General features: G+C 63.3%; 25 protein-coding genes. 15 read left to right on the top strand and 10 right to left on the bottom strand.

What is annotated here, in order from left to right:
• Entirely contained in the window at window positions 1-699 is a 699-nt protein-coding gene (locus tag ACIPZB_RS10810; RefSeq protein WP_008092993.1) for an SPOR domain-containing protein, read from the top strand.
• Between the two features lie 45 nt (window positions 700-744).
• Here the strand turns inward: ACIPZB_RS10810 and ACIPZB_RS10805 are convergent, their stop codons facing one another.
• Window positions 745-1,164: an NINE protein gene (locus ACIPZB_RS10805; protein ID WP_400640196.1), complete on the bottom strand. Its 420-nt coding sequence runs from the start codon at window positions 1,162-1,164 to the stop codon at window positions 745-747.
• Between the two features lie 171 nt (window positions 1,165-1,335).
• On the opposite strand from ACIPZB_RS10805, the gene ACIPZB_RS10800 reads away from it, so the two are divergent.
• The gene (locus ACIPZB_RS10800) at window positions 1,336-1,965 is read left to right on the top strand and encodes a C40 family peptidase (protein ID WP_400640195.1); all 630 of its coding nucleotides are present in this window, start codon (window positions 1,336-1,338) and stop codon (window positions 1,963-1,965) included.
• 119 nt (window positions 1,966-2,084) lie between these two features.
• Here ACIPZB_RS10800 and ACIPZB_RS10795 read toward each other — a convergent pair whose 3' ends face one another.
• Entirely contained in the window at window positions 2,085-3,083 is a 999-nt protein-coding gene (locus ACIPZB_RS10795) for a type IV pilus twitching motility protein PilT (RefSeq protein ID WP_400640194.1), read from the bottom strand.
• Between the two features lie 65 nt (window positions 3,084-3,148).
• Here ACIPZB_RS10795 and ACIPZB_RS10790 point away from each other — a divergent pair, with 65 nt between their 5' ends.
• From ACIPZB_RS10790 to ACIPZB_RS10750, 9 genes are all read left to right on the top strand, one after another.
• The gene (locus ACIPZB_RS10790) at window positions 3,149-3,844 is read left to right on the top strand and encodes a YggS family pyridoxal phosphate-dependent enzyme (RefSeq protein ID WP_400640193.1); all 696 of its coding nucleotides are present in this window, start codon (window positions 3,149-3,151) and stop codon (window positions 3,842-3,844) included.
• A gap of 38 nt (window positions 3,845-3,882) precedes the next feature.
• Window positions 3,883-4,701, top strand: a complete 819-nt coding sequence (gene proC, locus ACIPZB_RS10785; RefSeq protein WP_400640192.1) for a pyrroline-5-carboxylate reductase — start codon at window positions 3,883-3,885, stop codon at window positions 4,699-4,701.
• A 10-nt stretch (window positions 4,702-4,711) separates the two neighbouring features.
• On the top strand, window positions 4,712-5,302 hold the full coding sequence (locus ACIPZB_RS10780; RefSeq protein WP_008092981.1) for a YggT family protein: 591 nt from the start codon (window positions 4,712-4,714) through the stop codon (window positions 5,300-5,302).
• 88 nt (window positions 5,303-5,390) lie between these two features.
• Window positions 5,391-6,530 (top strand): homoserine O-acetyltransferase, encoded by a 1,140-nt coding sequence (locus ACIPZB_RS10775; protein ID WP_400640191.1) that lies wholly within the window; start codon window positions 5,391-5,393, stop codon window positions 6,528-6,530.
• Between the two features lie 7 nt (window positions 6,531-6,537).
• Window positions 6,538-7,158, top strand: coding sequence for a methionine biosynthesis protein MetW (gene metW / locus ACIPZB_RS10770; protein ID WP_008092977.1), 621 nt, complete (start codon window positions 6,538-6,540; stop codon window positions 7,156-7,158).
• A 22-nt stretch (window positions 7,159-7,180) separates the two neighbouring features.
• On the top strand, window positions 7,181-7,615 hold the full coding sequence (locus tag ACIPZB_RS10765; protein WP_008092975.1) for a DUF4426 domain-containing protein: 435 nt from the start codon (window positions 7,181-7,183) through the stop codon (window positions 7,613-7,615).
• A complete protein-coding gene (gene rdgB / locus ACIPZB_RS10760; RefSeq protein WP_043273294.1) occupies window positions 7,612-8,208 on the top strand; it encodes an RdgB/HAM1 family non-canonical purine NTP pyrophosphatase in 597 nt (198 codons plus the stop codon). The genes ACIPZB_RS10765 and rdgB overlap by 4 nt, the downstream gene beginning before the upstream one ends.
• Window positions 8,205-9,380, top strand: a complete 1,176-nt coding sequence (gene hemW / locus ACIPZB_RS10755) for a radical SAM family heme chaperone HemW (protein WP_400640190.1) — start codon at window positions 8,205-8,207, stop codon at window positions 9,378-9,380. Before rdgB ends, hemW begins: the two co-directional genes overlap by 4 nt.
• A gap of 9 nt (window positions 9,381-9,389) precedes the next feature.
• On the top strand, window positions 9,390-9,716 hold the full coding sequence (locus ACIPZB_RS10750; RefSeq protein WP_008092971.1) for a DUF3392 family protein: 327 nt from the start codon (window positions 9,390-9,392) through the stop codon (window positions 9,714-9,716).
• 629 nt (window positions 9,717-10,345) lie between these two features.
• On the opposite strand, the gene trmB is transcribed toward ACIPZB_RS10750, so the two are convergent.
• From trmB to ACIPZB_RS10730, 4 genes are all read right to left on the bottom strand, one after another.
• Window positions 10,346-11,068, bottom strand: coding sequence for a tRNA (guanosine(46)-N7)-methyltransferase TrmB (gene trmB / locus ACIPZB_RS10745; RefSeq protein ID WP_008092968.1), 723 nt, complete (start codon window positions 11,066-11,068; stop codon window positions 10,346-10,348).
• A gap of 9 nt (window positions 11,069-11,077) precedes the next feature.
• Window positions 11,078-11,872, bottom strand: coding sequence for a thiazole synthase (locus ACIPZB_RS10740; protein ID WP_008092966.1), 795 nt, complete (start codon window positions 11,870-11,872; stop codon window positions 11,078-11,080).
• Window positions 11,873-11,924: 52 nt separating this feature from the next.
• Entirely contained in the window at window positions 11,925-12,125 is a 201-nt protein-coding gene (gene thiS / locus ACIPZB_RS10735; protein WP_008092964.1) for a sulfur carrier protein ThiS, read from the bottom strand.
• A 102-nt stretch (window positions 12,126-12,227) separates the two neighbouring features.
• Window positions 12,228-12,599, bottom strand: coding sequence for a DUF423 domain-containing protein (locus tag ACIPZB_RS10730; RefSeq protein WP_400640189.1), 372 nt, complete (start codon window positions 12,597-12,599; stop codon window positions 12,228-12,230).
• A 64-nt stretch (window positions 12,600-12,663) separates the two neighbouring features.
• Between ACIPZB_RS10730 and mtgA the strand changes: the two genes are divergently transcribed.
• Window positions 12,664-13,374, top strand: coding sequence for a monofunctional biosynthetic peptidoglycan transglycosylase (mtgA, locus tag ACIPZB_RS10725; RefSeq protein WP_400640188.1), 711 nt, complete (start codon window positions 12,664-12,666; stop codon window positions 13,372-13,374).
• A 183-nt stretch (window positions 13,375-13,557) separates the two neighbouring features.
• Here mtgA and rpoH read toward each other — a convergent pair whose 3' ends face one another.
• The 4 genes from rpoH to ftsY all read right to left on the bottom strand — a co-directional run bounded on the left by rpoH (window position 13,558) and on the right by ftsY (window position 17,809).
• Window positions 13,558-14,412 carry an RNA polymerase sigma factor RpoH gene (gene rpoH, locus ACIPZB_RS10720; RefSeq protein ID WP_008092958.1) on the bottom strand — a complete coding sequence of 285 codons (855 nt, stop codon included), beginning with the start codon at window positions 14,410-14,412 and terminating at the stop codon, window positions 13,558-13,560.
• Window positions 14,413-14,523: 111 nt separating this feature from the next.
• Window positions 14,524-15,552 (bottom strand): permease-like cell division protein FtsX, encoded by a 1,029-nt coding sequence (gene ftsX / locus ACIPZB_RS10715; protein ID WP_008092956.1) that lies wholly within the window; start codon window positions 15,550-15,552, stop codon window positions 14,524-14,526.
• Entirely contained in the window at window positions 15,549-16,220 is a 672-nt protein-coding gene (ftsE, locus tag ACIPZB_RS10710) for a cell division ATP-binding protein FtsE (protein WP_008092954.1), read from the bottom strand. Before ftsE ends, ftsX begins: the two co-directional genes overlap by 4 nt.
• Complete coding sequence (ftsY, locus tag ACIPZB_RS10705) at window positions 16,217-17,809, bottom strand: signal recognition particle-docking protein FtsY (protein ID WP_400640187.1); 1,593 nt, start codon at window positions 17,807-17,809, stop codon at window positions 16,217-16,219. The genes ftsE and ftsY overlap by 4 nt, the downstream gene beginning before the upstream one ends.
• A gap of 232 nt (window positions 17,810-18,041) precedes the next feature.
• Here ftsY and ACIPZB_RS10700 point away from each other — a divergent pair, with 232 nt between their 5' ends.
• The 3 genes from ACIPZB_RS10700 to rsmD are packed head-to-tail and all read left to right on the top strand — an operon-like array spanning window position 18,042 to window position 21,488.
• The gene (locus ACIPZB_RS10700) at window positions 18,042-19,397 is read left to right on the top strand and encodes a M16 family metallopeptidase (RefSeq protein WP_400640186.1); all 1,356 of its coding nucleotides are present in this window, start codon (window positions 18,042-18,044) and stop codon (window positions 19,395-19,397) included.
• Window positions 19,390-20,874 carry a M16 family metallopeptidase gene (locus tag ACIPZB_RS10695; protein ID WP_400640185.1) on the top strand — a complete coding sequence of 495 codons (1,485 nt, stop codon included), beginning with the start codon at window positions 19,390-19,392 and terminating at the stop codon, window positions 20,872-20,874. Before ACIPZB_RS10700 ends, ACIPZB_RS10695 begins: the two co-directional genes overlap by 8 nt.
• A complete protein-coding gene (gene rsmD / locus ACIPZB_RS10690) occupies window positions 20,874-21,488 on the top strand; it encodes a 16S rRNA (guanine(966)-N(2))-methyltransferase RsmD (RefSeq protein ID WP_400640184.1) in 615 nt (204 codons plus the stop codon). The genes ACIPZB_RS10695 and rsmD overlap by 1 nt, the downstream gene beginning before the upstream one ends.
• Window positions 21,489-21,545 lie beyond the last annotated feature (57 nt).

The following is a 21,545-nucleotide window of genomic DNA, read 5'->3' as shown; positions in this document are numbered from 1 at the left end:
TTGGCTGCCAAGAAAAAACCAGCACCCAAGCGCGGCGCCAGCCGCACCCAGGCACCGGCCAAACAGCCGATTCCCGGCTGGGTATGGTTGGCGGTCGGCCTGACCGTGGGCGCCTTCATCGTCTTCCTGATGAAGCTCGAGCCTGGTGGTGGCGACATCAAGCGCGCCAAGCCCGAGCAACAGAAGCCGGAGAAGGTGGCCGAGGCTGGCAAGTCCACCGCTGCCACGCCGCAGCAGCCAGTGAAGCCCAAGTACGACTTCTACACGCTGCTGCCGGAGTCCGAGGTCATCGTGCCGCCGGAGGCCGTACCCGAGAAGACACCACCGGTGCCGGCACAGCCGGTGACCCCGGTCACCCCAGCGGAAGCCGCCAAGATCGACACGGCGCGCGCCCAGGCCGCATTGCTGGGGCAGACGCCACCTCCGGCGCCGCCCGTCATCAAGCCGGCAGCGACCACACAGTTCTTCCTCCAGGCGGGCTCGTTCCGCAAGCAGGCGGATGCCGACAAGGTGCGCGCACAGATCATCCTGCTGGGCCAGGCCGTCAAGGTCGAGTCGGGGACGGTCAAGGATGAAACCTGGTACCGCGTGCTGGTCGGCCCGTTCAGCAACCGTGAACAGCTGACCGGGGCGCAGAAGCAGTTGGCAGGGGCAGGTTTCAGCAACCTGCTGCTGCAACAGCGGCAAACCCGCCAGTAATGAAAAAGGCCTTGCCGCGCGATGCGACAAGGCCTTTTTTCTGCCTCAGCGACGCTCGGCGTTGACCTGGGAAACCTGGCCGTTCAGCGTCCAGAAGTCATACAGCACCCCCACCAGGAACAATCCGCCGGTGAAGAAGTAGATGATCGCGCTGATCCATTTGCCCTGGTACAGCCGGTGTACGCCAAATATGCCGAGGAAGGTCAACAGCAGCCAGGCGATGTTGTAGTCGATGCGCCCGGACTGGAAGCGCATGTCGGCCTCGCGGTCCATCGACGGAATCAGGAACAGGTCGATCAGCCAGCCGATGCCCAGCAGTCCCAACGTGAAGAACCAGATCGTGCCGGTGATGGGCTTGCCGTAGTAGAAGCGGTGCGAACCGGTAAAGCCGAAAATCCAGAGCAGATACCCGATCACCTTGCTGTGCGTGTCGTGATACGGCGTTCCTTGTTGATAACTGTTCATTCGTAGCCCTCTTGGGTTATCCAAAAATTTTCTAAAAAAAAATGTGACTTTTCCGCTGCTGGCCGACGCATGGCACCATGACAATCGACCAACGGATCAAAAATTGATCAAAAAGCTGTTATAAAGTTGCCCGCCAACACACACATAAAACATTCATAAAGAGCTTCATCTATGCCGCCTTTGTTCAAGACATGGCTGACCCTCTGCCTATTATTGCCCCTGGCCGCCCACGCCACCAACCGTGAGCAACGTCTTCCCAACGGTTTCACCGGTTACACCAGCAACAGTGCGGTGAAGCATGCCCCGGTCAAACAGACGACGCTGCGCGCACGTCAGAACGCTTCGGCCAAGGACCAGAACCTGCCAGCCGTAGCCGCGATGTCGCCCAAGCAGAGCAGCGACGTGCTCAGCCGTGCCGTCAATGTGCTCGGCACGCCGTACGTATGGGGTGGCAGCAGCCCTAAAAGGGGCTTTGACTGCAGCGGGCTGGTCAAATACGCCTTCAACGACGTGGCTGACGTCGACCTGCCGCGCACTTCCAACGCCATGGCTCAAGGCCACGGCGTGAAAGTGGCAAAAAGCGACCTCAAGCCAGGTGACTTGATCTTCTTCAATATCAAGAGCCGTCGGGTCAACCACGTTGCCATCTACCTGGGCAACGACCGCTTCATCCACGCACCGCGTCGCGGCAAGCGGGTGAGCATCGACAACCTGAGCAAGCCTTACTGGCAGAAGCACTATGTTGTCGCCAAGCGGGTGTTGCCGAAGGAACAGCAGCAGCTGGCCCTGGCCAAGCGCTGATCGCTTCTGCCTGCTCTGGCCCTATCGCCGGCAAGCCGGCTCCCACAGGTACAGCACAGCTTTCGAAGCCTGTGATGCACCTGTGGGAGCCGGCTTGCCGACGATAGGGCCAGAAGCCCTCATGCAGACTCGATCAACCCATTGATCTTCAGGCGATGCATCGCCCCCTCCATCGTCCGCATCCCCTCCGCCGCCCCCGTCTGCATCACCGAGCACAACTGGGCCATGCGCCCCTCGCGAATCAGGTTGCGCACCGCCGCCGTCGCCACCAGCACCTCCCTTGCAGCCACCCGACCGCCGCCTGCCCGCTTGAGCAGTACCTGCGCCACCACCACGCGCAGCGACTCGGCCAACATCGCCCGCACCAAGGGCTTTTCCTCTGCGGCAAATACCTCCACCAGCCGGTCGATGCTGCTCACCGCCGAGCGCGTATGCACCGTCGCCAGCACCAGATGCCCCGTTTCCGCGGCACGCAGCGCCAGACGAATCGTCTCCAGGTCTCGCAATTCGCCAATCACGATCACATCCGGGTCCTGACGCAGCGCACTGCGCAACCCCTGGGAGAAGTCACGGCAGTGCCGGCCGATCTCCCGTTGGCTGACCAGGCTGCGCTGGCCACTGTGGATAACTTCGACAGGGTCTTCCAGGGTGATGATGTGCACGCACCGCTCGCGATTGAGCTGATCGATCAGGGCCGCCAAGGTGCTGGATTTACCGCTACCGGTTGGCCCCCCGATCAGGATCAGGCCAGCGGTATGCTGCGCAATAGCTCGATACACTTCTTCCAGCGCCAGTTCATCGAGTGTCGCGATGCGCTTGGGAATCAGGCGGAAGGTCGCTGCGGGGCCATTCAGCTGGCGAAACAGGTTCAGACGAAAGCGCCCGAGTAACGGAAGCTCCAGGGCCAGGTCCAGTTCATCCCCCTGCTGCCAGCGTTGCCGCTGGCCCTCGCCAAGCAACGGCGCCAGCCCATCGTCAAGGGTCGCAGGCTGCACGCAAGGCAGATCCAGCCGATGCAACTCGCCATCCAGGCGCAGCATCGGTATTTCGCCCGCGGCCAGGTGCAGGTCGCTCGCCCCTGCCTCCACAGCCCGGGCCAGCAGGTCGGTCACGTCCATGAGACTCCCCAAAGGCCATCAAGCAGGTAGAATGCCGCAGAACCCAAAGCCGACGGCATCGATCCATGTCCACCATAGCAGACAACCTTTCCGCCCTCGCCGAGCGCATCGATAGCGCAGCCCGGGCCGTCGGACGCGACCCGGCCAGCATCCAGTTGCTGGCGGTGAGCAAGACCAAACCGGCCAGCGCGATCCGCGAAATCCATGCGGCAGGCGTGCGCGATGTGGGCGAGAACTACCTACAGGAGGCGCTGAGCAAACAGGGCGAACTGCGCGACCTGCCCTTGATCTGGCACTTCATCGGCCCCATTCAGTCGAACAAGACCAAAGCGATTGCCGAACATTTCGACTGGGTACATTCCGTGGACCGCCTGAAGATCGCCCAACGCCTGTCCGAACAGCGCCCCGCAGGCCTGCCCCCGCTGAACATCTGCCTGCAGGTGAATGTCAGCGGCGAAGACAGCAAGTCGGGCTGTGCCCCGGCCGACCTGCCAGCACTGGCCAATGCCGTGGCTACGCTGCCCAACCTGCGCCTGCGTGGGTTGATGGCGATCCCCGAGCCGACCGAAGACCGCGCCGAACAGGAGGCGGCCTTTGCCAGCCTGCGCCAGCTGCAGGAGCGCCTGGGCCTGGGCCTGGACACCTTGTCCATGGGCATGAGCCACGACCTCGAGGCGGCCATTGCGCAAGGTGCGACCTGGGTACGCATCGGCACCGCCCTGTTCGGCGCACGCAGTTACCCTGCCAGCGACCCTGTCTGATTCCATGCTTTACTCACTCTTTCCCTCAAGGACCTGACATGAGCAAGACACGTATTGCCTTTATCGGCGCCGGCAACATGGCCGCCAGCCTGATCGGCGGTCTGCGTGCCCAAGGCCTGGACGCATCGCAGATCCGCGCCAGCGACCCGGGCGCCGAAACCCGCGCCCGGGTGCAGGCCGAACATGGAATTGAAACCTTCGAAGACAATGCCAGCGCCATCGCCAATGCCGACGTAATCGTCCTGGCGGTCAAGCCACAGGTGATGAAAGCCGTCTGCCAGGCCTTGCAGCCCACGCTGCAAGATGGCCAGCTGATCGTCTCCATTGCCGCCGGCATCACCTGCGCCAGCCTGCAAGCCTGGCTCGGTGCCCGCCCGGTGGTGCGCTGCATGCCCAACACCCCGGCCCTGCTGCGCCAGGGCGTCAGCGGCTTGTATGCAACAGCCGAAGTATCCAGCGAGCAGCGCGAGCAGGCCGAACAGCTGCTTTCGGCTGTCGGCACCGCCCTGTGGTTGGAGCAGGAACATCAGCTCGATGCCGTCACCGCCGTTTCCGGCAGCGGCCCGGCCTATTTCTTCCTGCTGATCGAAGCCATGACCGCTGCCGGCGAAAAACTCGGCCTGCCGCGCGAAACCGCTTCGCAACTGACCCTGCAGACGGCCTTGGGCGCTGCGCACATGGCAGTGGCCAGCGACGTCGACGCTGCCGAGCTGCGCCGCCGCGTCACCTCGCCGGCCGGTACCACCGAGGCGGCAATCAAGTCGTTCCAGGGCAACGCTTTCGAGGCCATCGTCGAGCAGGCACTGGAGGCTGCGGCCAAGCGTTCCGCCGAGCTGGCCGAGCAATTGGGCAAATAAGGAGTTCTTGATGAATGCACTGTCAGGCGCCGCGATCTTCGTGGTGCAAACCCTGGTCAGCCTTTACCTGGTGATCGTTCTGCTGCGCTTTGTCTTGCAGCTGGTCAAAGCCAACTTCTACAACCCGCTGTGCCAGTTCGCCGTGCGCGCCACCCAGCCGCTGCTCAAGCCGATCCGCCGGATCATCCCCAGCGTCGGCGGCCTGGACACTTCGTCGCTGTTGCTGTCTGTCGTCATCCAGGCCCTGCTGATGGGCTTCGTGCTGATGGTGACCTACGGCACCTTTGGTGATGTACTGCACCTGCTGATGTGGGCGATCATCGGCATCACCTCGCTGTTCCTGAAGATCTTCTGGGTGGCGATGATCGTCATGGTGATCGTCTCCTGGGTCGCGCCGAACAGCCACAACCCGGCAGCGGAACTGGCCTACCAGATCAGCGAACCGGTGCTGGCACCGTTCCGCCGCATCATGCCGAACCTGGGCGGTATGGACATCTCGCCGATCTTCGCCTTCCTGGCGATTCAGGTGATCCAATCCTTCGTCATGCCTCCGCTGGCCACCTACGCCGGCATGCCACAGGAACTGTGGCGGATGATCTGACCCCGCGTGCACCTGGCGGCAAGCCATTGCTTGCCGCTGGGGGTAGCGCTCTTTAGACTTACGCCTCCGTCAAGCGTGAGCAGGGTCGATGTCCACTGTCCTTCCCGAAGATTCCGTCGGTCTGGTTACACCGCAAATTGCCCGGTTCGAAGAACCGCTGGCCCTGGCTTGTGGCCGCTCCCTGACCAGCTACGAGCTGGTCTACGAGACCTATGGCAGCCTAAACGCCAGCGCCAGCAATGCCGTACTGATCTGCCATGCCCTGTCCGGCCACCACCATGCCGCGGGCTACCATGCCACCACCGACCGCAAGCCGGGCTGGTGGGACAGCTGCATCGGCCCTGGCAAACCGATCGACACCAACCGCTTCTTCGTGGTCAGCCTGAACAACCTCGGCGGCTGCAATGGCAGCACCGGCCCGAGCAGTGTCAACCCGGCCACCGGCAAGCCCTATGGCGCCGACTTCCCGGTACTGACCGTGGAAGACTGGGTGCACAGCCAGGTGCGCCTGGCCGACCGCCTGGGCATCCAGCAATGGGCCGCCGTGGTCGGTGGCAGCCTCGGTGGCATGCAGGCGCTGCAATGGACCATCACTTACCCTGACCGCGTGCGCCATTGCGTCGACATCGCCTCGGCCCCCAAGTTGTCGGCACAGAACATCGCCTTCAACGAAGTGGCGCGCCAGGCCATCCTTACCGATCCGGAGTTCCATGGCGGCTCGTTCCAGGACCAGGGCGTGATTCCAAAGCGCGGCCTGATGCTGGCGCGCATGGTCGGCCACATCACTTACCTGTCCGACGATTCGATGGGCGAGAAATTCGGCCGTGAGCTCAAGAGCGACAAGCTCAACTACGACTTCCACAGCGTCGAGTTCCAGGTCGAGAGCTACCTGCGCTACCAGGGCGAAGAATTCTCCGGACGCTTCGACGCCAACACTTACCTGCTGATGACCAAGGCCCTGGACTACTTCGACCCGGCTGCGGCCCATGGCGGTGATCTGGCGGCCACCCTGGCCGACGTCACGGCAAACTACTGCATCATGTCGTTCACCACCGACTGGCGCTTCTCGCCGGCCCGCTCGCGCGAGATCGTCGACGCTCTGATGGCTGCGCGCAAGAACGTCTGTTATCTGGAGATCGACTCGCCTTATGGGCACGATGCCTTCCTGATCCCGACGCCTCGCTACATGCAGGGTTTCTCGAACTACATGAACCGCATCGCCATCTGAGGACAGCATGAGAGCCGATCTGGAAATCATCCACGACTGGATTCCCGCCGGCAGCCGGGTACTCGACCTGGGCTGCGGCAGTGGCGAGCTGCTGGCTTCGCTGCGTGATCGCAAGCAAGTCACCGGCTACGGCCTGGAAATCGACGCCGACAACATCGCCGCCTGCGTGGCCAAGGGCGTCAACGTCATCGAGCAAGACCTCGACAAGGGCTTGGGCAACTTCGCCAGCAACAGCTTCGACGTGGTGATCATGACCCAGGCCCTGCAGGCCGTAGAGTACCCCGACCGCATTCTCGACGAGATGCTGCGGGTGGGCCGTCAGTGCATCATCACCTTCCCTAACTTCGGCCACTGGCGCTGCCGTTGGTACCTGGCGACCAAGGGCCGCATGCCGGTGTCGGACTTCATGCCGTATACCTGGTACAACACGCCGAACATCCACTTCTGCACCTTCGCCGACTTCGAAGAGCTGTGCCATGAGCGCCACGCCAAGGTGCTCGACCGCCTGGCCGTCGACCACTTGCACCGGAACGGGTGGGGTGGCCGGCTTTGGCCTAATCTTCTAGGTGAAATCGGCATTTATCGCGTCAGCAGCCCTGGCCTGCAGGAGCACCAGCTCGCGGTCTGACGCCCACCGGAGGAATCGCACCATGCGTCGTCTAGCCCTGTTCCTGATCAGCCTGTGCCTGGCCCTGCCAGTACTGGCTGCCGATGCCGCCAGGCCCGAGCGCAAGGAAGTGTTTGGCGACGTGACGGTGCACTACAGTGCCTTCACTTCAAGCATGCTCACGCCAGAGGTGGCAACGGCCACCGGCCTTGTCCGCAGCAAGAACCAGGGCGTGCTCAATATTGCCGTGCTCAAGGCCGACAAACCGGCGATGGCGGTGGTCAGCGGCACGGTCAAGGACCTGACCGGACGCAGCAGCCCGCTGTCGTTCAAGCAAATCACTGAACAGGGCGCTGTGTACTACATCGCCCAGTTCAAGATCGACCAGCCAGAAACCGTCACCTTCGATCTGAATATCGAAACCGGCGGTACCAGCAATTCTCTCAGCTTCAACCAGGAAGTGTTCCCAGGCGAATGATGAATTTCCAGCAACTCGTATTGGCCAGCCATAACGCCGGCAAACTCAAGGAACTCCAGGCCATGCTCGGCCAGTCGGTGCAGTTGCGCTCGATCGGTGAGTTCAGTCAGGTCGAGCCTGAAGAAACCGGCTTGTCGTTCGTCGAGAACGCCATCCTCAAGGCCCGCAATGCGGCCCGCATTTCTGGCTTGCCGGCGCTGGCCGACGATTCGGGCCTGGCGGTGGATTTCCTAGGCGGCGCGCCAGGCATCTATTCGGCGCGCTATGCCGACGGCAAGGGTGACGCGGCAAACAACGCCAAGCTGCTCGAAGCGCTCAAGGATGTGCCGGAAGATCAGCGCGGCGCCCAGTTCGTCTGCGTCCTGGCCCTGGTGCGGCATGCCGATGATCCGTTGCCGATTCTCTGCGAAGGCCTGTGGCAAGGGCGCATCCTGTTCGAAGCCAGCGGTGAGCATGGCTTCGGTTACGACCCGCTGTTCTGGGTGCCGGAGCGCAACTGCTCGAGCGCCGACCTCGCCCCGTTGGATAAGAACCAGCTCAGCCACCGCGCCCGCGCCATGGCCCTGCTGCGTCAACGTCTGGGCCTGGCATGATCGCAACGCTGTCCCAACCAGACGTGGTGGCTTTCACCACGCTGCCGCCCCTGGCGCTGTATATCCACATTCCGTGGTGCGTGCGCAAATGCCCTTACTGCGACTTCAACTCCCACGCCGCCGGCCCTGAGCTGCCGGAAGAGGCGTATGTCGACGCCCTTCTGACCGACCTCGACCAGGAGCTGGCTGCCGTTCAGGGCCGACCGATTTCGTCGATCTTCTTCGGCGGCGGCACGCCCAGCCTGTTCAGCGCCAATGCCCTGGGCCGCTTGCTGCGTGGCGTGGAGCAACGCATCCCGTTCGCCCCGGACATCGAGATCACGCTGGAAGCCAACCCCGGCACCTTCGAGCAGGAGAAATTCAAGGCCTACCGGCAAACGGGCATCAATCGCCTGTCCATCGGTGTGCAGAGTTTCCAGCCCGCCAAACTGCAGGCCCTGGGCCGCATCCACAATGGCGACGAAGCGGTCCGCGCAGCGGCCATGGCCCGCGCCGCCGGCTTCGACAACTTCAACATAGACCTGATGCACGGCCTGCCGGACCAGTCGCTGGAAGACGCCCTCGGCGACCTGCGCCAGGCCATCGACCTGGGGCCTACGCACCTGTCGTGGTACCAGCTGACCGTGGAACCGAACACGGTGTTCTGGAACCAGCCGCCGGAGCTGCCGGAAGACGACATCCTCTGGGACATCCAGGAAGCTGGCCAAACCCTGATGGCCGAGCATGGCTTCAAGCAGTACGAAGTGTCGGCCTACGCCCAGCCCGGCCGCCCGGCACGGCACAACCTGAACTACTGGCAATTTGGCGATTTCATCGGCATTGGTGCCGGGGCCCACGGCAAGCTGACCTTCGCCGATGGCCGCATCCTGCGTACCTGGAAGACCCGCCTGCCGAAGGACTACCTGAACCTTGCCAAGCCCTTCAAGGCCGGCGAGAAGCTGCTACCGGTCGATGAATTGCCGTTCGAGTTCCTGATGAACGCGCTGCGCCTCACCGATGGCGTGGAAGCCGAGCTGTTCACCCAACGTACCGGGTTGCCCCTGGCGCAACTGGCCGAGGCACGCCGCGCCGCCGAACAAAAGGGCCTTTTGCAGGTCGAACCGGATCGGTTGATGGCCACGCCGCGCGGCCAGCTGTTCCTCAATGACTTGCTGCAGTATTTCTTGACCTAAGGATGACCCATGGATCTGGTACTTGACCTGCTGGCCACGGTTTCCCGCTGGAGCCGTAGCAACCTGTCGGAGATTTCCCTGGCCCTGGTAGGCTGCCTGCTGGTGCTGTTCGGCACCGATCTCAAGGCCTGGGTGGAACAACGCCTGGGTGGCCTGGCAGGCGCCCTGCGTGTGCCATTCATGGCGCTGCTGGTGATGATCGGCAGTGGCGCGGCGCTGATCTATGCCACGCCCTGGGTGGTGAAGGGGCTGAGCCAGTTCAACAACTATGCGTTGGCGCCGGTGCTGTTGGTGGTGCTGGTGTTGATTGGCGTGGTGGCTGATCGGCGGGGGTGATGGCCCTAAAAGCTGCCCCGGAAAACCAGGGCAGCTCTATCACCTGACTAGCCCTTACTGGGCATCATCGAAGTGATCACGCATGAAATCCCTCGCGGTCTTGAGTACAAACAAGATCCGGATAAGCTTCCAAACGCGGCTCAGCGCATCAAGCAAACGCTTCATATGCCTTGGCCTCCGTGTTGGCGGGCCAATCTTCCAGCATCTAACCGGTTCTTCGATGCCTTCGAAAACTGTATGAGTGTTCTCGGTGAAGTGGCCAGGTTAATGGCCCTTCGAAATCAGCAACCGGCACGGTTCTCAGGCCATGTCGAAGGGGCCGGAAAGCAGAATTCTTCTCCTACCCGGCCCATCATCGAATTCATCCACACAGGAGCAACGCGATGATACTTGGGATGTACGGCCAAAGCTGTTAACCGCTCCGACACATATGATGCTGGATCTTTCAGATCATTGACGCACCCTGCGGGGCTGCCTATGATCCATTGACTGTGTGAGTGTTTTCGGTGAAGCCCCGAGCGAAGGATACTCAGTCCTATCGCTCACATAAAAAAACCGCTCTTCTCAGAGCGGTTTTTTTTGCCTGCAGTTCTGCAGAGACCAGCACATCCAAAGGCCAACTCAGCCTCTCAATCCACCTTCTCGAACTTCAGATCCCAAACCCCATGCCCCAAGCGCTCACCACGGCGCTCGAACTTGGTGATCGGTCGCTCTTCGGGACGCGGCACATAAGCCCCATCCGCCGCCTGGTTACGGTAGCCCGGTGCAGCACTCATCACTTCCAGCATGTACTCGGCATACGGCTCCCAGTCGGTCGCCATGTGGAACACGCCACCCGGTTTGAGCTTGCGGCGTACCAGCTCGGCGAACTCGAGCTGCACGATGCGGCGCTTGTGATGGCGAGCTTTGTGCCACGGGTCAGGGAAGAACAGCATCAAACGGTCGAGGCTGTTGTCGGCCACGCAGCGGTTGAGCACTTCGATAGCGTCGCAGTCATACACCCGCAGGTTCTTCAGGCCCTGGGTCAGCACGCCGTTGAGCAGTGCGCCAACTCCCGGACGGTGCACTTCCACACCGATGAAGTCCAGCTCCGGCGCGGCAGCGGCCATTTCCAGCAGGGAATGGCCCATGCCGAAACCGATCTCCAGGGTGCGCGGCGCCGAACGGCCAAACACCTGGTCGTAGTCCACCGGGCTGTCGGCCAGCGGCAGGATGTACAGCGGGCCGCCCTGATCCAGGCCGCGTTGCTGGCCTTCGGTCATGCGCCCGGCGCGCATCACGAAACTCTTGATGCGACGGTGGGGGCGCGCTTCGCCGTCAGGGGTGGTCGGCGTATCTTGCGGTTCAGTCATCGGGGGCTCTTACTTGATCAGACCATCCAGCGGCGAAGAGGCGCTGGCATAGAGTTTCTTCGGCATGCGCCCGGCCAGGTAGGCCATGCGGCCAGCCACGATGGCGTGCTTCATGGCCTCGGCCATCAGCACCGGCTGCTGGGCGTGAGCGATGGCCGAGTTCATCAGCACGGCTTCGCAGCCCATTTCCATGGCGATGGTGGCGTCGGAGGCGGTACCTACACCGGCGTCCACCAGTACCGGCACCTTGGATTCTTCCAGGATGATCTGCAGGTTGTACGGGTTGCAGATACCCAGGCCGGTGCCGATCAGGCCGGCCAGCGGCATCACCGCAATGCAGCCGGCTTCGGCCAGCTGACGGGCAATGATCGGGTCATCGCTGGTGTAGACCATCACGTCGAAACCGTCCTTGACCAGCACTTCGGCGGCCTTGAGGGTTTCGATCACGTTGGGGAACAGGGTTTTCTGGTCGGCCAGGACTTCCAGCTTGACCAGGTTGTGGCCATCGAGCAGCTCACGGGCCAGGCGGCAGGTGCGCACGGCTTCGACCGCGTCATAGCAGCCAGCAGTGTTCGGCAGGATGGTGTAGCGGTCCGGCGGCAACACGTCGAGCAGGTTCGGCTCGCCTGGGTTCTGGCCGAGGTTGGTGCGGCGCACGGCGACGGTGACGATTTCGGCACCCGAGGCCTCGATGGCCAGGCGGGTTTCTTCCATGTCACGGTACTTGCCGGTGCCGACCAGCAGGCGCGACTGGAAAGTACGCCCGGCCAGGGTGAAGGGCTTGTCGCTACGAACGTTGCTCATCGTTGTTCCTCGGGAAAAGGTTGCTGGGCTTGCAGGTGAATCGCCGGCGGAATCAACCGCCACCGATGGCGTGGACCACTTCGACCTGGTCGCCTTCGTTCAGCTGCGTGCTGTCGTGCTGGCTACGCGGCACGATATCCAGGTTGAGTTCCACCGCCACCCGGCGCCCAGTCAGCTCCAGACGCGTCAGCAGGGCCGCGACGCTTTCGCCAGCGGGTACTTCGTAAGGTTCACCGTTCAGTTGAATGCGCATGCGCACGGCCACCATCGTTCTTTGGGGCCCGCATTCTAGCGCCGAACAACACCTTTACCCAAGGGCGACGGGAGCCATTAGTCGCGATTGTGGACCGTTTGGTCAGCCCAGGCGCCAGGCCGCCAGGCCCAGGCACAGCCAACCGGCGAGCAAGCACAGGCCGCCAATGGGGGTGATGATGCCCAGCTTGCCCAGCCCGCTGAGGGTCAGCAGGTACAGGCTGCCGGAAAACAGCACGATGCCCAGGGCGAACAGGCCGCCGGCCCAGCCTACCAGACGTCCTGGCAAGTGCGCCGCCAGTACAGCCACACCGAAGATCGCCAGGGCATGCACCAACTGGTAGGTCACACCGGTGTGAAAGATTGCCAGGTACTCCGCTGTCAGCCGGTTTTTCAGGCCGTGGGCGGCGAACGCGCCCAGGGCGACACCGGTAAAACCGAAAAAGGCGGCGAGCATCAGGAAGCTGCGAAGCATGGGACGACTCCTTGGATCGGGTCTGTATAATGGCCCCTTCCACCGGTCCGGCCAAGCCATCGCCATGCTTTCATCGATCATCCGCCGCTTCGCCCGCGCCCTGCTCTGGTTCGCTGCCGGCAGCATCGTACTGGTGCTGGTGTTTCGCTGGGTGCCGCCACCTGGCACGGCATTGATGGTCGAGCGCAAGGTGCAATCGTGGGTGAGTGGCGAGCCCATCGACCTGCAGCGCGACTGGGAGCCTTGGGAGAATATCTCCGACGAGCTCAAGGTCGCGGTCATTGCCGGTGAAGACCAGAAGTTCGCCACGCACTGGGGCTTCGATATCCCGGCCATCCAGGCGGCGCTGGCCTACAACGAACGCGGCCGCAGCATTCGCGGCGCCAGTACGCTGACCCAGCAGGTGGCCAAGAACCTGTTCCTGTGGTCCGGGCGCAGCTGGTTGCGCAAGGGGCTGGAGGCCTGGTTCACGGCGCTGATCGAGCTGTTCTGGTCGAAGGAGCGCATCCTTGAGGTCTACCTGAACAGTGCGGAATGGGGCAAAGGCGTATTCGGTGCCCAGGCGGCGGCGCAGTACCACTTCGGTATCGATGCAAGCCGGCTGAATCGGCAACAGGCGGCACAACTGGCGGCCGTGCTGCCAAGCCCGATCAAGTGGAGTGCCAGCCGGCCGAGCGCCTATGTAGCGAGCCGCGCGGGCTGGATTCGCCGGCAGATGAGCCAGCTGGGCGGGCCTGGTTACCTGATGCAACTGGATGCTTCGCGCAGGCCTTGAGCTGATTTACTGACTGTTCTGGCCCTATCGCCGGCAAGCCGGCTCCCACAGGTATCCCACTGCCTGACAGTAAGTGGTGTCCCTGTGGGAGCCGGCTTGCCGGCGATAGGGCCAGTAAAGCCAATACAAAAAAGCCGCCGACCCCACATGGGCCAGCGGCTTCTCAGTACAGCCAGGCAGCGGTCAGACCGCGATCAATGCCTTGACCTTGTTCATCGCATTCTTCTCCAGCTGGCGAATACGCTCAGCCGAAACACTGTACTTGTCCGCCAGCTCATGCAGCGTTGCCTTTTCTTCCGCCAGCCAGCGCTGGTAGAGGATGTCACGGCTACGCTCATCCAGGCCCTGCAGTGCTTCATGCAGGTTGCTGGTGGAGTTGTCACTCCAGTCCGCGTCTTCCAGCTGCACGGCCGGGTCGTAACGGTGGTCTTCCAGGTAATGCGCAGGCGACTGGAAGGCGCTGTCATCGTCCGCTTCGGCTGCCGGGTCGAAGGCCATGTCCTGGCCACTCAGGCGGCTTTCCATCTCGCGCACTTCACGTGGCTCGACGCCAAGGCTTTCCGCCACGCGATGCACTTCGTCATTGTTCAACCAGGCCAGGCGTTTCTTCTGGCTGCGCAGATTGAAGAACAGCTTGCGCTGGGCCTTGGTGGTGGCCACTTTGACGATACGCCAGTTGCGCAGGATGAACTCGTGAATCTCGGCCTTGATCCAGTGCACTGCGAAGGACACCAGGCGCACACCCATTTCCGGGTTGAAGCGCTTGACCGCTTTCATCAGGCCAACGTTGCCTTCCTGGATCAGGTCGGCCTGGGCCAGGCCGTAGCCTGCATAGCTACGGGCGATATGTACGACGAAACGCAGGTGGGCCATCACCATTTGCCGAGCGGCCTCAAGATCCTGCTCATAGTAGAGACGCTCGGCCAGATCACGCTCCTGCTCGACAGTCAGCAGCGGGATGCTGTTGACCGTGTGCACATAGGCTTCCAGGTTCGCACCAGGTACCAGGGCATAGGCAGGTTGCAACGATGTGGTCATTCAAGAACCTCCGACTTACTAGACTCGCGCCTTGTGAGCGCTGCCAACATTGACCCGGAACGACGGTACAAGTTCCAAAATGAAAAAAATGTCAATGCTGGCACGAAAAAACTATCGTGGTGCCAACTCGTTCAAGTGACGGGCCACCGCGATCCATGCACCGATATACCCCAACAGCACCGCCCCGATCAAGAGCGACAGACCATCGGATGCTGGCACTCCGCCCAGGGCGAAGTCGCTGTCATACAGCCCGGACAGCCCTACCACGGCCTCGTTCAGCCAGTTCAGGCCAAACGCCAGAATCCCCCAGGCCAGCATGCCCGCACCCAGCCCGTACAAGGCCCCCATGTACAGGAAAGGCCGGCGTACATAGCTGTCGGTGCCGCCTACCAGCTTGATCACCTCGATCTCGACGCGACGGTTTTCAATATGTAGACGAATTGTGTTACCGATTACTAACAGCAAGGCCGAAATCAGCATGACCGCCAGGCCGAACACGAACCGGTCGCCCAGTTTGAGAATCGCCGCCAGGCGCTCGACCCATACCAGGTCAAGCTGTGCATTCTCGACGCGCGGCAGCTCGGCCAGGCGTTGACGCAGCGCCTCGAGCGCCGGCTTGTCGACTTCGCTCGGGGTTACCACCACCACGCCGGGCAGCGGGTTGTCGGGGAGTTCGCGCAATGCCTCACCCAGCCCGGATTGCTGCTGGAATTCTTCGAGCGCCTGCTCGCGGCTGACGTACTGGGCATCTGCCACGCCCGGCATGCCTTTGATCTCGTCGCGCAGGGCCTCGCCTTCCTTGCTGCCCGCATCGAGCTTCAGGTACAGCGAGATTTGCGCCGCACGCTGCCAGGAGCCGCCGAGCTTCTCGACGTTCTTCAGCAGCAGCGACAGCCCCATGGGCATGCTCAAGGCTACCGCCATGACCAGGCAGGTGAAAAAGCTGCCGATCGGCTGCTTGCCCAGCCGGCGCAGGCTGTCGGCCAGGCTGGCACGGTGGCTTTCCAGCCAGGCGTGCAACAGGGTGCGGAAGTCCGGGCCATCATCGTCATGTTCGCCGCGCTTGTTCTTCGCGGGCTGCGGATCGGCAGGTTTCGGTGCGACCCGTTCGGAAACCTTCGGTGTACGTGCATTGCTCATTGCCCGGCCTCCCCATCGCCGATCAGACGGCCGCGCTGCAAGGTCAGCATGCGGTGGCGCATGCGCGCGATCAGTGCCAGGTCGTGGCTGGCAATCAAAACCGTGGTACCCAGGCGGTTGATGTCTTCGAACACGCCCATGATTTCCGCGGCCAGGCGCGGGTCAAGGTTACCGGTGGGTTCGTCGGCCAGCAGCAAGGCTGGCTGGTGGACGATGGCCCGGGCGATACCGACCCGCTGCTGCTGGCCGGTGGACAGGTCGGCCGGGAACAGGTCGCCCTTGTCGACCAGCGATACACGCTCCAGCGCCGAATCCACCCGCTTGGTGATCTCGGCCTTGGACAGGCCGAGAATCTGCAGCGGCAAGGCGATGTTGTTGAACACCGTGCGGTCGAACAGCAGCTGATGGTTCTGGAACACCACCCCGATCTGTCGGCGCAGGAACGGGATCTGTGCATTGCTGATCTGCCCCAGGTCCTGCCCCGCCAGCAGCAACTTACCGCTGGTCGGGCGTTCCATGGCCAGCAGCAGGCGCAGCAAGGTGCTCTTGCCGGCGCCGGAATGGCCGGTGACGAACAGGAATTCGCCCCGGCGCGCCCGGAAACTCAGCTCATGCAAGCCGACATGGCCGTTGGGATAGCGCTTGGCAACCTGTTCGAATCGGATCATGGGTGCTCTCGCTCGGCGAACAGAGCCTTGACGAACGGCTCGGCTTCGAAGGTGCGCAGGTCGTCGATACCCTCACCGACACCGATGAAGCGGATCGGGATGTTGAACTGCTTGGCCAGGGCGAAGATCACCCCACCCTTGGCAGTGCCGTCCAGCTTGGTCAGGGCCAGGCCGGTCAGTTCGACGCTCTGGTTGAAGTACTTGGCCTGGCTGATGGCGTTCTGTCCGGTCCCGGCGTCAAGCACCAGCAACACCTCATGCGGTGCCTCGGCATCGAGCTTGCCAATGACCCGACGGACCTTTTTCAGCTCTTCCATCAGGTTGTCCTTGGTGTGCAGGCGGCCGGCAGTGTCGGCGATCAGCACATCGACGCCACGGGCCTTGGCGGCTTGTACGGCGTCGAAGATCACCGAGGCGGAGTCGGCACCGGTGTGCTGGGCGATCACCGGGATCTGGTTGCGCTCGCCCCACACTTGCAGCTGCTCGACAGCGGCGGCACGGAAGGTGTCGCCAGCGGCCAGCATGACCTTCTTGCCTTCGAGCTGCAGTTTCTTGGCCAGCTTGCCGATGGTGGTGGTCTTGCCGGCGCCGTTCACACCGACCACGAGGATCACGTAAGGCTTGTTCTGCGCTTCGACCTTCAGCGGCTGCTCGACCGGGCGCAGCAGCGCGGCCAGTTCTTCCTGCAGCGACTTGTACAGGGCGTCGGCATCGGCGAGCTGCTTGCGGGCGACCTTCTGGGTCAGGTTCTGGACGATGGCCGAGGTGGCTTCCACGCCGACATCGGCGGTCAGCAGGCGGGTTTCGATCTCGTCGAGCAGGTCGTCATCGATGACCTTCTTGCCCAGGAACAGGCTGGCCATGCCCTCGCCGATACTGGCGCTGGTCTTCGACAGGCCTTGCTTGAGGCGGGCGAAGAAGCCGGGCTTGGACTGTTCGGTGGCGGCAGGGGCAGCGACCAGCGGGGCCGGATCAGGCTCGATGACGGCTGGAGCCGCGACTACAGGCTCTACGACTGCCGGGGCCGCAGCTACGGTAGCGACGGGCTCTGGCGCCGGGCGCTCAGGAATCGCTGGCGGAGCCTTGGGCTCGAGGTCCGGGACCAGGGCGACAGGCTCTTCGGCAACGGGCAGAACCAGGTTGCTGACGGGCGGCTCAACGGGGCGAGCAACCGGGATTTCAGGGGCTGCAACGACCGGCGTCGGGCTTTCGACCTGTGCTGGGGCAGGCTCCGCATTCGCGGGCAAGCCCGCTTCCACAGGGGCCTGGTGTACAGGCTCAGGAATGGCGGCTGGCGCAGGGACAGTGACTGGCACAGGCTCAGGGGCCGCTATCGGCGCATACTGCACTGTGCGCGGCGCCTCAGGAGCAGCAGGGGCAGCAGGGGCTTCGGCAACCGTCGGCGCTGCCGGAGCGGCTTCTGGCAGCTCGACGGTGGGCTGCGCGGCTACCGGCTCGGCAGCTTGAGCTTCAGGCGTTTGTGGCTGTTCGGCGACAGGTTGCTGCGGCTTCTTGCGAAACCAGCTGAACAGGCCTTTTTTCTCGCCAGCCTCGGCCGGCGCTTTTTTGTCGTCGTTGGAACCAAACATGGAAGACGGCTATCTCAGGGTAGCGATGGGCCAGCAGTGGCGCATCGGGAATTCTCTAAACGCAGAACAGACTATTTTGAATCCGGCTGGTTCATGCGCAATGTTTTGTCTAAATGGGCCTGGGGGCCAGAACGGCGACAGGCATGGTCGCCAGGCAACCGGATCAGTATCCTAGCACCTCCTGGCCCGCCGACGCTAAACCCTGCGGGCCGCCGAACAGGTTAAACACCTTATGAATGCTCTAGCCCGCCGCGCCGCTGGCCTGCTGTTCAGCACGCTCTGCCTGCCACTCATGGCTTTCGCCGCTGATGTGCAACCCACCCACGAGTTCATCCTCGACAACGGCCTCAAAGTGGTCGTGCGAGAGGATCACCGCGCGCCGGTGGTGGTTTCGCAGATCTGGTACAAAGTCGGCTCCAGCTACGAGACGCCGGGCCAGACCGGCTTGTCCCACGCGCTCGAGCACATGATGTTCAAGGGTAGCGCCAAGATCGGCCCCGGCGAGGCCTCACGCATCCTGCGTGACCTTGGCGCGGAAGAGAACGCCTTTACCAGCGACGACTACACCGCCTACTACCAGGTCCTGGCCCGTGACCGCCTGCCGGTGGCCTTCGAGCTGGAGGCCGACCGCCTGGCCAGCCTGCGCCTGCCGGCTGACGAGTTCGCCCGCGAAATCGAAGTGATCAAGGAAGAGCGCCGCCTGCGCACCGACGATCAGCCCAGTTCCAAAGCCTTCGAGCTGTTCCGCGCCATGGCCTACCCGGCCAGTGGTTACCACACACCGACCATCGGCTGGATGGCTGACCTCGAACGCATGAAGGTCGAGGAGCTGCGCCAATGGTACGAGTCCTGGTACGCACCGAACAATGCCACCCTGGTGGTGGTCGGCGATGTCACCGCCGATGAGGTCAAGGGCCTGGCACAGAAGTACTTCGGCGCCATCCCCAAGCGCAGCGTGCCACCGGCCAAGCTGCCACTGGAGCTGGCCGAACCCGGCCGGCGCCAGCTGACCCTGCACGTGCGCACCCAACTGCCGAGCCTGATCTACGGCTTCAACGTGCCTGGCCTGGCCACTGCCAAGGATCCACGCACCGTGCACGCCCTGCGGCTGATCTCGGCGTTGCTCGACGGCGGCTACAGCGCCCGCCTGCCGGCGCGCCTGGAACGTGGTCAAGAACTGGTGGCCGGCGCCTCGTCCAGCTACAACGCCTTTACCCGCGGCGACAGCCTGTTCCTGATCTCGGCCACGCCGAACGTGCAGAAGCAGAAAACCCTGGCCGATGTGGAAAAAGGCGTCTGGCAGCTGCTCGACGAACTCAAGACCGCCCCGCCCAGCGCCGAAGAGCTGGAGCGCGTGCGCGCCCAGGTGATTGCCGGCCTGGTCTACGACCGTGACTCGATCAGCAGCCAGGCCACGACCATTGGCCAGCTGGAAACCGTTGGCCTGTCCTGGAAGTTGATCGACAGCGAGCTGGACGAACTCAAGCGCGTCACCCCCGAGGATATCCAGAACGCTGCACGCACCTACTTCACCCGCGAACGCCTGAGCGTTGCCCATGTACTGCCCGAGGAGTCCGCTCATGAGTGATCGCAGCGCACCACGTTACACCCTGATCGGCGCGGGCATCATCGCGCTGGTGGTGGCAGTGGCCGCCGTCCTGGCGCGCCCGGCTCACTCCGAGGCCGACAGCAGCGCCGCACGCTCGGCCAACACCCTGCAATCGCTGGCCGAACTGGACGGCAAGGCACCGAGCCGGCGTCAGCTGAACATCCAGAACTGGACCACCGCCGAAGGCGCCCGGGTGCTGTTCGTCGAGGCCCGCGAGCTGCCGATGTTCGACCTGCGCGTGACCTTCGCCGCAGGCAGCAGCCAGGACGGCAAGACGCCCGGCCTGGCCAGCCTGACCAACGCCATGCTCAACGAGGGCGTGGCCGGCAAGGATGTGACCGCCATTGCCGAAGGCTTCGAGGGCCTCGGCGCGGACTTTGGCAACGGGTCCTACCGCGACATGGCCGTGGCCTCGCTGCGCAGCCTGAGCGCCAAGGACAAACGCGAGCCCGCGCTCAAGCTGTTCGCCGAGGTGGCCGGCCAGCCGACCTTCCCGGAAGACGCGCTCAAACGCATCAAGAACCAGCTGCTGGCCGGCTTCGAGTATGAAAAGCAGAACCCCGGCAAGATCGGCGGCAAGGCCCTGTTCGCCAAGCTCTACGGCGACCACCCCTACGGCCAGCCCAGCGATGGCACTGCCGAGAGCATCCCGGGCATCACCCTGGAACAACTGCGCGCCTTCCACGCCAAGGCCTATGCTGCCGGCAACGCCGTGATCGCCCTGGTCGGCGACCTCAGCCGCGAGGAAGCCGAAGCCGTTGCCGCCCAGGTATCCGCCGCCCTGCCGAAAGGCCCGGCACTGGCGGCACCGGCCCAACCGGTAGCGCCCAAGGCAGGCATCACCCACATCGACTTCCCGAGCAAGCAGACGCACCTGATGCTCGCCGAGCTCGGCATCGACCGCCAGGACCCGGACTGGCCAGCCCTGTCGCTGGGCAACCAGATTCTCGGCGGCGGCGCCTTCGGCACGCGCTTGATGAGTGAAGTACGGGAAAAACGCGGCCTGACCTATGGCGTGTACTCGGTATTCAGCCCGATGCAGGTGCGCGGCCCGTTCATGATCAATCTGCAGACCCGTGCCGAGCTCAGCGAAGGCACGCTCAAGCTGGTTGAGGATATTCTTGCCGATTACCTGAAAAACGGTCCGACCCAGCAAGAGCTGGACGACGCCAAGCGCGAACTGGCCGGCAGCTTCCCGCTGTCCAACGCCAGCAATGCGAGCATCGTCGGCCAACTGGGCGCCATCGGCTTCTACAACCTGCCGCTGACCTGGCTGGAGGACTTCATGCAGCAGTCCCAGGCGCTGACGGTCGAGCAGGTCAAGACAGCCATGAACAAACACCTGGCAGCCGACAAGCTGGTGATCGTCACCGTTGGCCCAAGCGTGCAGCAGAAACCGCTGCCAGCCCCCACTGACAAACCTGCCGAGCAAGCGCTCGGCGTACCGGAGCACTAATGCCTAGATCCAACCCTCCCGCCCGCCCCCAATCGGGCCAAAGCAAGGGCCAGGGTCACCTGCGCATCATCGCCGGCGAATGGCGCAGCCGCCGTCTGGCGGTACCGGAAGGCGAAGGCCTGCGGCCAACGCCCGACCGCGTGCGCGAAACCCTGTTCAACTGGCTGGCGCCTCATATCGAAGGCGCCCGGGTGCTGGATGCCTTCACCGGCAGCGGCGCCCTGGTGCTCGAGGCATTGTCCCGCGGCGCCGAGGATGCCGTGGCGCTGGACAGCAACCCGGCAGCGATCGGTAACCTGAAGAACAACCTGGAACTGCTGCGCTGCCCGCGCGGGCAGATCCTGCAGACCGACGCCCTGCGCTACCTGCAAGGCCCGGCCAAGCAGCAGTTCGACCTGGTGTTCCTCGACCCGCCGTTCCACCAGGACCTGCTGGCCAACACCTGCAACCTGCTGGAGCAGAACCAGTGGCTGCGCGACCAGGCCTGGATCTACACCGAAAGCGAAGCGGCCCCTTCGACCCTTCAACTGCCGGGCAACTGGCGCCTGCACCGCGAGAAGAAGACCGGCCAGGTGCACTACGCACTGTGGCAACGGAGCTCAACCGACCAATAGCGCAGATACGGCGGTGAGGTTTCATGGCACTCTAGGCAGGCACAACACGAGTCGCCC

The organism is Pseudomonas sp. NPDC089396, assembly GCF_044749545.1.
GTDB lineage: Bacteria > Pseudomonadota > Gammaproteobacteria > Pseudomonadales > Pseudomonadaceae > Aquipseudomonas.
The sequence above is the reverse complement of the archived record's forward strand: the minus strand, read 5'-3'. Positions and strand labels throughout refer to the sequence as shown.